10 protein-coding genes are annotated in these 14,785 nt (G+C 36.6%); 8 read left to right on the top strand and 2 right to left on the bottom strand.

Annotated elements, in window-relative coordinates; all coding sequences use genetic code 11:
- Positions 1-2: 2 nt before the first annotated feature.
- Positions 3-3,392 carry an isoleucine--tRNA ligase gene (ileS, locus tag G9C87_RS11315; protein WP_172281166.1) on the bottom strand — a complete coding sequence of 1,130 codons (3,390 nt, stop codon included), beginning with the start codon at positions 3,390-3,392 and terminating at the stop codon, positions 3-5.
- 936 nt (positions 3,393-4,328) lie between these two features.
- Between ileS and G9C87_RS11310 the strand changes: the two genes are divergently transcribed.
- On the top strand, positions 4,329-6,008 hold the full coding sequence (locus tag G9C87_RS11310) for a M23 family metallopeptidase (protein WP_172281164.1): 1,680 nt from the start codon (positions 4,329-4,331) through the stop codon (positions 6,006-6,008).
- A 100-nt stretch (positions 6,009-6,108) separates the two neighbouring features.
- Positions 6,109-7,401, top strand: a complete 1,293-nt coding sequence (locus G9C87_RS11305) for a phenylacetate--CoA ligase family protein (protein ID WP_172281162.1) — start codon at positions 6,109-6,111, stop codon at positions 7,399-7,401.
- A gap of 58 nt (positions 7,402-7,459) precedes the next feature.
- Here the strand turns inward: G9C87_RS11305 and G9C87_RS11300 are convergent, their stop codons facing one another.
- The gene (locus G9C87_RS11300) at positions 7,460-8,710 is read right to left on the bottom strand and encodes an NAD(P)/FAD-dependent oxidoreductase (RefSeq protein ID WP_172281160.1); all 1,251 of its coding nucleotides are present in this window, start codon (positions 8,708-8,710) and stop codon (positions 7,460-7,462) included.
- Positions 8,711-8,808: 98 nt separating this feature from the next.
- On the opposite strand from G9C87_RS11300, the gene hutH reads away from it, so the two are divergent.
- From hutH to G9C87_RS11270, 6 genes are read left to right on the top strand one after another with little or no spacing between them, the layout of a single operon-like run.
- Positions 8,809-10,335 (top strand): histidine ammonia-lyase, encoded by a 1,527-nt coding sequence (gene hutH / locus G9C87_RS11295; protein ID WP_172281157.1) that lies wholly within the window; start codon positions 8,809-8,811, stop codon positions 10,333-10,335.
- Positions 10,332-11,438 (top strand): WG repeat-containing protein, encoded by a 1,107-nt coding sequence (locus G9C87_RS11290; RefSeq protein WP_172281155.1) that lies wholly within the window; start codon positions 10,332-10,334, stop codon positions 11,436-11,438. Before hutH ends, G9C87_RS11290 begins: the two co-directional genes overlap by 4 nt.
- 15 nt (positions 11,439-11,453) lie before the next feature.
- Positions 11,454-12,185, top strand: coding sequence for a 3-oxoacyl-ACP reductase FabG (gene fabG / locus G9C87_RS11285; RefSeq protein ID WP_172281153.1), 732 nt, complete (start codon positions 11,454-11,456; stop codon positions 12,183-12,185).
- A 17-nt stretch (positions 12,186-12,202) separates the two neighbouring features.
- The gene (locus G9C87_RS11280) at positions 12,203-13,423 is read left to right on the top strand and encodes a beta-ketoacyl-[acyl-carrier-protein] synthase family protein (protein ID WP_172281151.1); all 1,221 of its coding nucleotides are present in this window, start codon (positions 12,203-12,205) and stop codon (positions 13,421-13,423) included.
- A 5-nt stretch (positions 13,424-13,428) separates the two neighbouring features.
- A complete protein-coding gene (locus tag G9C87_RS11275) occupies positions 13,429-13,683 on the top strand; it encodes an acyl carrier protein (protein ID WP_172281149.1) in 255 nt (84 codons plus the stop codon).
- A gap of 48 nt (positions 13,684-13,731) precedes the next feature.
- Positions 13,732-14,613, top strand: a complete 882-nt coding sequence (locus G9C87_RS11270) for a lipid A biosynthesis acyltransferase (protein WP_172281147.1) — start codon at positions 13,732-13,734, stop codon at positions 14,611-14,613.
- The last annotated feature ends 172 nt before the right edge of the window (positions 14,614-14,785 follow it).

Genomic DNA, 14,785 nt, shown 5'->3' with positions numbered 1-14,785 from the left:
TGTTAATTTTTTTCAACATTTACCTTAAAATTAACCTCATCTATCTCAATTTCGTTAAAATTTGAAAGTGAAGATACAATTTCTATTTTATTTGACAAGACCTCTGCAGAAATATATTCTTCATTTTTCTTGATATTATCAAGGAATGGTGAATTTTCTTCTATGAAGATATTTATTCTGTCTGTCAACTCGAAGTCTTTGTCTTTTCTCAGGTTTTGAATTCTATTGATGAACTCTCTTGCCACACCTTCAGATTTCAACTCGTCTGTCAACGTCAAATCTAATGCCACAGTTGTTTTTCCATCAGAAGTTACTGTCCATCCCGGAATGTCTTTTGTTGAAATTTCAACATCATTCATTGTTATTTCGTAACCTTGGATAGCTATTTTGCCTTCTTTTTCTAAATCAGCAATTTGCTCTGATGAGAAATTAGCAATTTCATTTCCAACTACTTTCATATCCTTCCCTAATTTAGGGCCTAATGCCTTAAAGTTCGGTTTAATTTGCTTTACAATTAAATGAGAAGCTTCTTCTGCATTGATTAATTGTAATTCTTTTACATTCACTTCCTGTTTGATCAGTTCCGCAACTGCAAGAATCTGTTCTTCAGCTTTGGAATCTAATACAGGAACCAATACCTTTTGTAAAGGCTGGCGTACTTTTACATTCTCTTTTTTTCTAAGAGAGAATACCATGCTTGTGATTTGCTGTGCTAAATGGGTTTTTTCAACCAGATCCTGATCGATTAAACTTTCATCAGCAACCGGAAAATCTGTAAGGTGTATTGAATCACAGTTTTCTTTTCCTGTTACCTTATTCAGATCCTGATACAACTGATCCATAAAGAACGGAGCAATTGGTGCGGATAATTTAGCAACTACCTCAAGACATGTATATAAAGTCTGGTAAGCGGAGATCTTGTCATCGGAGTAGTCTCCTTTCCAGAAACGTCTTCTGCATAATCTTACATACCAGTTACTTAAGTTGTCATTTACAAAATTACTTATCGCTCTTGCTACTCTTGTAGGTTCATAATCCTCGTAGAATGCTTTAACCTCTTTAATTAAAAGGTTCAGTTCGGAAAGGATCCATCTGTCTATTTCCGGACGGTTTTCCACATCCTTTTCTGAGTAATTGAATCCATCCACATTCGCATATAATGCAAAGAAGGAATAAGTATTATAAAGGGTTCCGAAGAATTTTCTTCTTACCTCATCGATGCCCTCAATATCAAATTTCAAATTCTCCCAAGGATTAGCGTTGGAGATCATGTACCAACGTGTAGCATCCGGGCCATAAACGGAAAGAGTTTCAAACGGATCTACCGCATTACCTAAACGCTTAGACATTTTCTGACCGTTTTTATCCAGAACAAGTCCGTTACTCATAACATTTTTATAAGCAACTGAATCAAAAACGGCTGTTCCGATTGCGTGAAGGGTATAGAACCAACCACGGGTCTGATCCACACCTTCGGCAATGAAGTCCGCCGGAAAGGCCTTTTTATTATCTATTAATTCTTTATTTTCAAAAGGGTAATGCAATTGGGCATAAGGCATAGAGCCTGAGTCAAACCATACATCGATCAGGTCGCTTTCACGATTCATAGGTTTTCCTGATGCAGATACCAAAACAACTTTGTCCACCACATTTTTATGCAGATCTACCAAAGAGTAGTTTTCTTCCGTCATGTTTCCTATTTCAAACCCTTTGAAAGGATTTTCTTTCATGAATCCTTTTTCAACGGATTTTTCGATCTCGTTGTATAGTTCTTCTACAGAACCGATTACTATCTCTTCTTTCAGGTCATCCGTTCTCCAGATAGGTAATGGAATACCCCAGTAACGGGAACGTGAAAGGTTCCAGTCATTAACATTTTCTAACCAGTTGGCAAAACGTCCTTCTCCGGTAGCTTTTGGCTTCCAGTTGATCTCCTTGTTCAGATTCACCAGGCGGTCTTTTACGGCTGTCATTTTTACAAACCACGAATCCAATGGGTAATATAATACAGGTTTGTCAGTTCTCCAGCAATGAGGATAACTGTGGACATATTTCTCTACTTTGAAAGCTTTATTCTCTTCTTTTAATACAATTGCCAAATGAACATCCCAAGATTTTTCAGGAGCGGTCCCGTCATCATAATATTCATTTTTGATATACTTTCCTGAGAATACTTCCGGAACATTTTCTCCTCTTATAAATCTACCCTGCAGATCTACTAACGGAACAAGATTGTCGTTTTCATCTTTTACCAACATTGGAGGAATACCGGCCTCTTTAGCAACTCTGGCGTCATCCGCACCAAAAGTAGGAGCGATATGAACGATACCGGTACCGTCTTCAGTTGTCACAAAATCACCGATGATCACTCTGAATGCCTTTTCAGGGGTTTCAGACGGCGTAAACCATGGGATGAGCTGCTCATACTGAGTTCCTGCTAACTTTTCTCCGTTAAACTCTTTCAGAATCTGGTAAGGGATTGTTTTGCTCTCCGATGTATAGTTGACAAAATCTTCCGCTGTTCCTGCTACATATTTTTTACCAAAGTTCTTTTCTAAAAGAACTCTTGCCAACACAACCGTTACAGGCTCAAAAGTATATTGGTTGAAAGTTTTAACAACAACGTATTCAATGTCTCTTCCTACAGCAAGAGCTGTATTTGACGGCAGCGTCCATGGAGTAGTGGTCCAGGCCAGGATGTCTACATTACCTTCTACATCGTTGAACAAATCACTGGTTTCTTTTTTTACTCTGAATTGAGCTACTATGGTGGTATCCGAAACATCACGGTATGTTCCGGGCTGGTTCAACTCATGTGAAGAAAGTCCTGTACCTGCTTTTGGAGAATAAGGCTGGATCGTATAACCTTTATACAACAACTCTTTGTTGTATAATTGTTTTAGTAACCACCAAACAGTCTCCATATATTTTGATTTATAGGTAATATATGGATCATCAAGATCCACCCAATATCCTATTTTTTCTGTAAGGTTATTCCACACGTCTGTATAACGCATTACCGCTTCACGACATGCTTTATTATAATCTTCAATAGAAATCTTTTTGCCAATATCCTCTTTCGTAATTCCTAATTCCTTTTCAACACCAAGCTCCACAGGAAGCCCGTGTGTATCCCAACCCGCTTTACGGAAAACCTGTTTACCGTTCTGAGTCTGGTAACGGCAGAAAATATCTTTCAACGCTCTTGCCATTACATGGTGAATCCCGGGCATACCGTTTGCTGAAGGCGGACCTTCATAAAATACAAACTCAGGGCTACCTTCGCGAATTTCAACACTTTTATTGAAGGTTTTATTTTGTTTCCAAAATTCCGAAACATTGTCGGCTATATCAATAAGGTTGAGGTTTTTGTATTCTTTAAATTGACTCATTGTATTATCTCAATATCGTTGATTAATTAAGTTGGCAAATTTAGTGATTTTTTGTCGGTTTATAATATATGTTTTATTTTGATATCATCTATTAAAAACTTCAATTTCAGAAATATATATCAGCGGTTAATAAAAAGAAGGCAAAATACTGAGTTTTACTATATAAAAACCATATATGAAGTTATAAAAAAGCCCCATAGACTTTTGGATATCTATGAGGCTTGTTAAAATGAAATACAGTCTAAATTATTCAAGTAAAATAATTTTATTGAGATCTTTCGTTTCTGTTTTTTCGATACATCTTTAAAATAAAAAAAGATAATGTAGAGGACCATATTATATTACCTATTGCAATTATCCAATCTATATTCCTTTCAGGTTTGCTAATAAGGAAAACAATATTTGCCGCTACGAAAGTAAGCAGCACAAGATAATAGATGAAATATAATCTTTCTTTTTTCATATTGTGTACATTTAGTTTTCCTTGAAAATAAGAAATAAAATTAAAACTATAGAACAAGTCTCTGTGTAAGTAATATTAAAAATTAATCTGTTTAGTAATAGTATAATCGTTTATTTTTCTAGTATATGATTTAGAAAGAGTTTTATTTATTTGTTGTTTTTATCAATAGAAGTGGGCTTTAGCCCACTTTCAAATTATATATTTTATCATTTGGTTTTAACCAAAACATAATAATACTCCTCGCAGGTTTTGAAACATTATGAAGATTTTAATACGATGTTTTAATTTATAAAGCATCATTTTAATTGAAGCAAAAAAAGGCAATAAGATTAAGTGTCTTCCTATTAAATAAATATAGAAAATAGAATCTATGCGTTAAAATTTAAAATCCGTGAAATCCATTTGAAAAAGAGACTTTTCTGATAATTAACCAAAATTTCGTAATTTTAAGATAACACATAAAAACCATTTGAATGAAAACCATTTCCAGATTATTGCTTATTATTTATTTTGTGAGCGGGAACCTGATGCTGGCTCAAAATAGCTATCCTCAAAACTACTTTAGAAATCCTTTAAATATCCCGATACAGCTGGCGGCTAATTTCGGTGCTGTACGGTCAAATCATTTTCACATGGGGCTGGATATACGGACGAACAGTCAGGAAAACCTGCCCGTAGTAGCTGCAGCGGAAGGTTATGTAAGCAGAATAAAGGTTGAACGCTATGGTTTTGGCAATGCTGTTTACGTTACACATCCTAATGGTTATACTACTGTTTATGCCCATTTAAACAAATATTTTGATCAGCTTGACGCATTCGTAAAAGAAAAGCAGTATAAAGATGAAAAGTGGGAGCAGGATATTACTTTTTCTCCACGCCAGTTTCCTGTAGCGAAAGGGCAGATGATCGCTTTAAGTGGAAATACCGGCGGATCCGCCGGACCCCATCTGCATTTTGAAATCAGAGATACAAAAACGGAAGAGTGCCTGAATCCGTTGTTGTTTGGTTTTAACATTCCGGACAATGTTGCCCCCATAGTGAGTGGTTTGTATTGGTATGACAGACGGTTCAGTAGCTATGAGCCCGGGGCGAATGATGTCTCTGTTAAAAAATCAGGAAATACTTATACGGCCAATATTATATACGTCAATTCTCCGGTTGTGAGCTTAGCCATTAAAGCTGTGGATAAAGCTAATAAGGGCTTTAATCTCGGGATCTATAAAGCACAGCTTTTGATGGATAATAAATTGATATACAGCTTTATAATAGATAAAGTGAGTTATGATGATACCCGGTATATCAATGGTTGTATCGATTACGCAAAGTTCATTCGTGATAAAATGAGTATTCAGCATTTGTCTGTATTACCGGGAATGAAACTTTCTGATTACAGTTCCGGATCAAATGGGATTATAAACCTTCCTGATGATACGATTCATAATATTGAAATTGTATTAAAAGATATTAATGGAAATACCAGTCGGCTAACAACCCAAATCCAATGGATTAAAACTTCAGAAGGAATAGTTGAGAGTGCCCAGACAATACATCCTAATGAAGCAAGGACAATAAAAACAGAGAATGCGGAAATCAATTTGAGCAAAAATGCTCTTTATGACGCAATTAATTTTAAAATGTCTGAAAGATCTGATGCGGATGCAGTTTCAAATGCTGTCATATTACACAATCTCTATGTTCCCATTCATGATCATTATGCTCTGAAAATAAAACCCAACCGGAAATTAAATGATGAAGAAAAGAACCACTTGGTAATTGAGCTTAACTATGGAAGTGATAAAGAGTTCATTAAAGGAAAGTGGAATGGTAGCTATGTCGAAGGACAGTTTAAGAGATTGGGGGTAGCAAGAATTCTTTTGGATAGTAGTGTGCCATCGGTTTCTCCAAACTGGAAAGAAGGTGCGCTTATAGCAGGCAGTTCTTTGATCCTCAGAGGGAAAACGGATATTGGAGATATAGAATCATTTCGTGCGGAACTGGATGGGAAATGGCTTCGTTTTGCAAGAATAAAAGATAATTTCGTTTATCTTTTTGATGAAAAATGTCCTAAAGGTTCGGGTGTACATACACTAAAAGTGACAACAACCAATACTGCAGGAAACATGAATACACAAACTTTTACATTTCACAGATAACAATCGGGGATACACGACAATTAAAAATCATGAATACATTGTACCCGAATGCATTCTACAATATTTTATTTAATAAATTTGTTACATAAAAATAAAATCATTGGAATTCTATCCATCAATCGAAAAATCAAACCTTCCCGAAATTAAACAGTTTCAGGATAAAAAACTTCAGGAACTTCTAATTTATCTTGAAAAGAACTCGCCGTTTTACCAGAGATTATTTAAAGAAAATAATATCAGCAGTGGTGATATTCAATCTTTGGAAGATTTACGGAAGATTCCTACCACCTCCAAAAATGATCTGCAGCAGCATAACCATGATTTCTTCTGTATTCCTCCAGGGGAGATTGTAGATTACAGTACGACTTCAGGAACATTAGGAGATCCGGTAACCTTTGGGCTATCTGATAAAGATCTCGAAAGGTTGGCTTATAATGAAGCTATTTCTTTTGCTTGTGCGGGAGTACAGAAAGGAGATGTAGTGCAGATGATTACTACGATCGATAAAAGATTTATGGCGGGTTTAGCTTATTTTCTGGGACTGCGGAAAATGGGTGCCAGTGTTGTAAGGATGGGACCTGGAATTCCGGAATTACAATGGGATTCTATTTTCAGGTATAAGCCTAAATACCTGATCACAGTTCCTTCTTTTCTCCTAAAAATGATCGATTATGCAGAAAAGAATGGGATTGATTATAAAAATTCCAGCGTTTATGGAGCTGTTTGTATTGGGGAAAGTATCAAAAACCAGGATTTTACAGATAATATTCTTTCGCAGAAAATCAAGGAGAAATGGAGTATTAAACTTTTTTCTACATATGCCTCCACAGAAATGAGTACGGCATTTACCGAATGTGAGTTTCAGGTGGGTGGACATCAGCATCCGGAGCTGATCATTACAGAAATACTTGATGATAATGAAAATCCTGTACAGGAAGGTGAAAGTGGTGAATTGACTATTACTACTCTGGATGTGGAAGCTATACCATTGCTTCGATTTAAAACAGGAGATATTGTAAAAGCACATTATGAGCCTTGTCAATGCGGGCGTAACACCATGCGTCTTGGACCTGTGATCGGAAGGAAGCAGCAGATGATTAAATATAAAGGGACAACACTCTATCCACCTGCAATGAATGATATTTTGAATGATTTTAATAATTTACAATGTTATCAGATTGTTATTCAATCTAATGAAATCGGGCTGGATGAGATCATCATTAAAATCAGTACGGATAGTGAGTCTGAAGATTTCGTAAGCGAAGTACGGGATCACTTCCGGGCTAAGTTAAGGGTAAGTCCTAAGATTGAAATCGTGGAATTTGAGACTTTATCTAAAGTTGTACATAATCCCAATAGCAGGAAACCGATTACTTTTATTGATATGAGATAGATAAAAGAAATAAAGTACTTTAAACTAATAGAAAAGCGGCCTGAAACTAGGCCGCTTTTTATTGTAATTCTTGTTGTTTCTCTATTTTAATCAGGTTAGCAAGATTTTTTATGACGGTATCGTGCTTCTTTACAAAAGGATTGTCTTTATTCCATACATAACCCGCCAGGACCGCACATATTTTTCTTTTGACATCTTCGTTTTCCGGTCTATGGAAAAACAGCTCCTGTAAGTTTCCTGTATACCATTCTTTTACATAAGTGGTAAAAACTTCTACACCGTATAATATGTAATCAGCATATTCTTTTTGCCAGTCAATAGTTTCCCCGTTCAATTGTCTGATGGCAAGTTTGGCTGCCAGCATTCCGGATTCTGTAGCAAAAGCCATCCCTGATGAAAAAACAGGATCTAAAAATTCTGATGCATTTCCGGTAAGGGCGAACCCGTCACCGTATAGTTTTTTTACAGAGCAAGAGTAATCAACTAGTTTTTTAGGTTCAAAGATAAAGTCTACGTTTCCAAAACGTTTCACATAATAATCCGAGAGTGAAATTGCTTTTCTGAGAGCTTCCGTTGTGTCACCATTTTCTGCAAGCTTTTCAATATAATCTGTAGGACCTACAATTCCTACGCTTGTATTTCCATTAGAAAAAGGAATGACCCAAAGCCATACTTCAGTTTCAATGATATCGAAAGAGATTAAGGTTCCTTCCGTTCCCGTTTCTCTATTGATATCTTCAACATGCGAAAAAATAGCGGAGTGAGGAGATAGTTTTGAAGGTTTTTCCAGATCAAGTAAACGAGGCAACACCCTTCCATAACCACTGGAGTCAATAACGAATTTCGCATGGATCTCTTTCGTCTCGCCATTCTTATTTTTTACGGTGGTCACAGAATCGGTTCCTTCAAACCTGATGTTGATTACTTCTGTTTCAAATTCAAGGTCAATTCCTTTATTGATGACTTCGTTGGCAAGTGTATTATCAAAATCAGCTCTGGGAACCTGCCAGGTCCAGTCCCAACCTTCTCCGAATTTGTCACTGAAATCAAACAGGCAGACTTCATCACCTCTCAGGAAGCGGGCTCCCAGTTTTTTTTCAAAGTTCATTTTGTCTAGGGCAGGGAAAAGTCCGGCTTCATCAAAGTGATCCATTACTCTGGGAATTAGGCTTTCGCCAACGACCAATCTTGGGAATCTGGCTTTCTCAACAACCTTTACATTGATGTTGTTCTTCTTTAAGTATGAGGAAGATACACATCCTGAAGGTCCGGCACCGATTACAAGAACGTCTACAAACTCTTTACCCATCTTTGATTTTTTATTTTAATAATAACTTCTATCTTTGCCGCAAAATTAGTGACAATTAATTAATATTTTATAAAATTATCTACTATTACTTCTGATTAATGAAAATAGACAACTTTTTAGAACTGAGGGATTTTCAAAAAATTATTATTGAAAATGAGAAAATAGAACTGGATGATACACTTTTAACTAGGGTGGAAGAAAGCTTTCAGTTTTTAAAAGAATTTTCAAAAAATAAAGTAATATATGGTGTAAACACAGGTTTTGGGCCAATGGCTCAATTTAAAATCAGTGATGAAGACACGCATCAGCTTCAGTATAACCTGATCAGAAGCCATTCTTCAGGAATTGGGAATCCTCTTCCTGCCGCCGAAGTTAAGGCTTGTATGTTGGCGAGACTTAATACTTTGTCTTTGGGAAATTCCGGTGTTCATAGTTCTGCAGTTTATTTACTTAAAGAATTGATAAACAGGGATGTTATCCCTCTTGTTTTTGAGCATGGAGGAGTGGGAGCAAGTGGGGATTTGGTCCAGCTTGCCCATTTGGCATTGGTTCTGATTGGTGAAGGGGAAGTATTTTATAAAGGAGATAGGCAACCAACAAAAAAAGTTTTTGAAACGGAAGGATTAGAGCCGATAAAAGTTGAGATCAGGGAAGGATTAGCTTTAATGAACGGAACTTCTGTAATGTCTGGTATCGGAGCTGTAAATGCTTATAAAGTGAACCAGCTTACTGAAATATCCATAAAGCTTTCCTGCGCGATTAATGAGATTGTTCAGGCTTATGATGATCATTTCTCAGAGGTTTTAAACGGGACTAAAAGACATTATGGACAGCAGAAAATTGCTGAAAAAATGAGAGCCCATTTATCTGACAGTAAACTGATCAGAAAAAGAGAAGATCATTTGTATACCCACTTCGAAGAGCAGGAAAAAGTATTTAAAGAAAAGGTTCAGGAATATTATTCATTAAGATGTGTTCCTCAGATTTTGGGACCTGTACTGGATACTTTGGAATATACAGAGAAAGTCCTTGAGAATGAGATCAATTCCGCAAATGATAATCCAATCATCAACGTTGAAAATAAACATGTATATCATGGTGGAAACTTCCATGGTGATTACATTTCGCTGGAGATGGATAAACTAAAGCTGGTCGTAACTAAATTAACGATGCTTGCAGAAAGACAATTGAACTATCTTTTGAACTCCAAGATCAATGAAATTTTACCTCCTTTTGTTAATTTAGGAAAATTAGGATTTAACTTCGGAATGCAGGGTGTTCAATTTACAGCTACCTCTACTACTGCTGAAAGCCAGATGCTGTCGAATTCTATGTATGTCCACAGTATTCCTAACAATAATGATAACCAGGATATTGTAAGTATGGGAACGAATGCAGCGGTTATTTGCAGAAAAGTAATAGAAAATGCTTTTGAGGTGTTAAGTATAGAAGCGATCACAGTTGTTCAGGCAATCGAATATCTTGGTTTCCAGGATAAAGTGTCTTCTTCAACAAAAAGCTTATATGATGATATCAGAAAAATCATCCCGGCATTCTCTGACGATATGGTGATGTATCCTTTTCTGGAAGAGGTGAAACAATATTTTAAAAACAACAAAGGATGAAAAAAGTGTTGATTCTTTCTCTTATCGTATTGGGACAAAGTATATTTGCTCAGCAGCTTGCATTGGTAAAAGAAAAGGCGAAAATAGGATATATTGATAAATCCGGAAATTACGTTATTGAACCTGCATATGAAACAGCAAGAAGTTTCTCTGACGGATTAGCAGCTGTGAAAATCAAAGATATGTGGGGGTTTGTAGGGAAAGATGGTAAAATGGCTATCGAACCTTCCTTCACGAAGGCGAGGGATTTCAATGATGGACTTTGTGCTGTGGAACGTGACGGAATTTGGTTCTATATCAATAAGAATGGAGAAAAGCAAAACATGCCGTATTCGGATAAATTATACGATTTTAACAATGGACTTGCCTTAATGAAAGTTTCAAATAAAATCGGAGCATTTGATACGGGCGGAAAGGTTGTAATACCCGCAGAATATGATGTTATCAAACCCTTTCAAAATGGTTATGCGAGGATTTCTCAGAACGGATTATGGGGAATTATTGATACAGCCGGAAAAGTTATTGTTTCTGTGGAATATAACGATATCGGAGAATATAAGAACGAAGCAACCTGGGCGCAGAAAGGAAAAGCTTATGGTATTATTGATGGAAGTACTTTTTCCATCGCTGAAGGTGCGGATAAGATCTGGGATTTTGGAAACCAGCCCATTACCTACGCCCGCAGAAACGGAAAAATAGGATTTGTTGACAAAGCAGGAAAATGGGCGATAGAGCCTAAGTTTGATAAGGCGAGGGCATTTAATCAAAATTTAGCTCCTGCATATTCAGGAGGAAAATGGGGATATATTGATATGAAAGGAAACTTTGTAGTAGAACCTGCATATAATGATGCTGAAGTTTTTAGCAATGATAACCTGGCTCCAGTAAAGGGAAAGAATTGGGGATTCATTGATACTTCCGGTAAGCTTGTTATTCCGATGGATTATGATATTTCAGTAAGCTTTGGGTTCAATGAAAAAAATAAAGGTTTTAATGACGGCGTTTCCAGAGTGAAGAAATCCGGAAAATGGGGTTTTATTGATAAAACAGGATCCCTGGTGGGAAATAAATGGTTTTATAATGCAGAACTTTTTCAAAATTAAAACTAATTCTAAGAGATGAAATGTGCAATTGTAACAGGTGGTTCCAGAGGTATAGGAAGGGCAATCTGTATAAAACTGGCTGAGGATAAAAATTATCATATACTGATCAATTATACTTCTAATGAAGAGGCTGCAAAGGAAACATTGGCAAAAGTTGAAGAACTTGGAGCCACTGGAGAAATTCTTAAGTTTGATGTGGGGAATGCAGAAGAAACCCTTAAGGTTTTAGGGGATTGGCAGGAAAGTAATGCCGATGCATTGGTTGAAGTGATCGTAAATAATGCTGGGATTACCAGAGATGGTTTGTTTATGTGGATGAAGAACGAAGACTGGAATAGTGTAATTAATACCAGTTTAAATGGTTTTTTCAATGTTACGAATTTTTTCATTCAGAAATTGTTGCGTAACAAATATGGCAGGATTATAAATATGGTTTCAGTTTCCGGTGTTAAAGGAACTGCCGGACAAACCAATTATTCCGCGGCAAAAGGAGCCTTAGTGGGTGCAACAAAAGCGCTTGCGCAGGAGGTTGCCAAAAGAAATATCACGGTAAATGCAGTAGCTCCGGGATTTATAAGAACAGATATGACGCAGGAGTTTAATGAAGATGAATTAAAGGCAATGATTCCTGCAAACAGATTTGGGGAGGCTGAAGAAGTGGCTGATCTGGTTGCATTTCTGGCTTCACGAAAATCCTCCTATATTACAGGAGAAGTGATTAATATTAATGGTGGTATTTATTCATAATCAATAGCATAAGAAAGATGGAAAATAGGGTTGTGATTACCGGAATGGGAATTTATTCTTGCATCGGAACTTCTTTAGAAGAGGTGAAAGAGTCCCTATATCAAGGCAAATCAGGGATCGTTCTGGAAAAGGAAAGAAAGGAATTCGGATACAGATCAGGGTTAACAGGACAAGTTCCTAAACCGGACCTTAAAGGTCTTCTGAACAGAAGACAGCGTGTAAGCATGGGAGAAGAAAGTGAATATGCTTATCTTGCTACAGTAGACGCCTTAAAACAGGCTCAGGTCAGCGACAGTTTTCTTGAAGATCATGAAGTAGGTATTTTGTATGGGAACGATAGCGTATCTCAGGCTGTAGTGGAAGCGATTGATATTGCCAGGGAAAAGAAGGATACTACATTGATGGGATCAGGTGCCATTTTCAAGTCTATGAACTCTACGGTGACTATGAATCTATCCACGATTTTTAAACTCAAAGGAATTAACCTTACCATCAGCGCAGCTTGTGCAAGCGGATCACATTCTCTGGGGCTTGCTTATCTGATGATCAAAAGCGGTCTGCAAGACATGATTGTTTGCGGCGGAGCTCAGGAGACCAATAAATACTCAATGGCCAGTTTTGATGGGCTGGGTGTTTTCTCTGTAAAGGAAGACGAACCTGAAAAGGCATCAAGACCTTTCGATTCTGCACGTGACGGATTGATCCCGAGTGGGGGAGCGGCGACCTTAATCGTCGAAAGCCTTGAATCTGCCCAAAGGAGGGGAGTTCCTGTTTTAGGAGAGATTATAGGATATGGTTTTTCTTCAAACGGGGGACATATTTCTACTCCTAATGTAGATGGTCCTGCTTTAGCAATGGACAGAGCTCTAAAACAATCCGGATTAAGTGCTAAAGATATAGACTACATCAATGCACACGCTACATCTACTCCGATAGGAGATGCTAATGAAGCACGTGCGATCTACGAGATTTTTGGCAGCGAAGTTCCGGTAAGCTCTACAAAATCAATGACAGGACATGAATGTTGGATGGCGGGAGCCAGCGAAGTGATTTATTCGATGCTGATGATGGAGAATGGTTTTGTAGCTCCGAACATCAATCTTGAAAATCCCGATGAAGAGGCAAAAAGGATAAATTTGGTATCTAAAACAAAAAATCAAAAAATTGACGTATTTTTGTCGAATTCTTTTGGGTTTGGGGGAACCAATTCGGCATTAATTGTAAAAAAATTTGATTAAAAAAGATGGAAAGAGAAAAAATTGTTGCTATCGTTAATGATTTTTTAGTAAATGAATTTGAGGTAGATGGCGATGAGATAAACAAAGACGCTAACCTTAAAACAACTTTAGGTTTAGACAGTTTAGATTATATTGACATGGTTGTCATTATTGAGGCTAACTTCGGAGTGAAGTTAGGCGAAGCCGATTTTAAAAAGATGGTCACATTTGATGACTTCTACAACACTATTGAAAACAAAATAGCTAACAAAAACGCATAACTATCGACTGAACTTTATTTTTTATTATAAAAATCAGGCAGATCAAAAATGAACAAGTGGAAAGGTAAGTCTAAAGGAACAATATCAGGATATAAGATATTTGTTTACTGTATTAGAAATATCGGCATAAGAAGTTCATATTTTGTGCTTTATTTTGTAGCAACCTATTACTTTCTGTTTCTAAGAAAGAGTAATCAGTATATCTTTTATTACTTCAACAAAAGATTAAAGTATAATTTCTGGAAGTCAAAAATCGCTGTATTTAAAAGTTACTTTACTTTTGGAAAGGTTCTTATCGATAAGACAGCCATATCGGTTGGCTTAAGGGATCGGTTTACCTATGAATTTGATGGGATCCAGAATCTTAAGGATCTTCTTAATGAAAAAAAAGGCGGCGTACTTATCAGTGCTCATATCGGAAATTTCGAAATCGCGGAACATTTTTTTGCAGATATTGATTTCGATTGTCAGATTAATTTAGTGACTACGGATCAGGAGGTTACAGCCATTAAAGAATATATGGACAGTATTGCTGTTAAAAAAAGCAATATCAAATTTATTTACGTTAAAGATGATATGTCCCATATTTTCGATATTAATACCGCCTTATCTAAAAATGAGTTGATTTGCTTTACAGGAGATCGCTACTTTGAAGGCTCTAAATCCCTGGAAACCGAATTGCTGGGGAAAAGTGCCAAGTTTCCGGCAGGTCCGTTTCTTATTGCCTCTAGGTTAGGAGTGCCTGTGGTGTACGTTTATGTTATGAAAGAAAAGAATCTCCACTACCATTTATACGCTAGGGTTGCACACGTAAAAAAACGGGACGCTCAGGGGTTATTAAACTCTTATGTCGAGAATCTGGAGAATATGATTAAAAAATATCCGCTGCAATGGTTCAATTATTTTGATTTCTGGGATGATATTAATTAATTTTCTATACTTTTAAGGCATAAAAACTAACAATAACTCCAACTGCTAAGATTTCTTTAGAAGTTTAGATCAATGAAGCTTACTGTATTTGTTTTTGTCCTTGCATAATCTTAATGTAAGGAAGAAGCAAAAATAAATACTCGTCTGCTTAATAATTTAACCTCTGAATTTC

It is taken from the genome of Chryseobacterium sp. LAM-KRS1, from assembly GCF_013184525.1.
GTDB lineage: Bacteria > Bacteroidota > Bacteroidia > Flavobacteriales > Weeksellaceae > Chryseobacterium > Chryseobacterium proteolyticum.
This window is presented reverse-complemented; position numbering and strand designations above follow the sequence as displayed.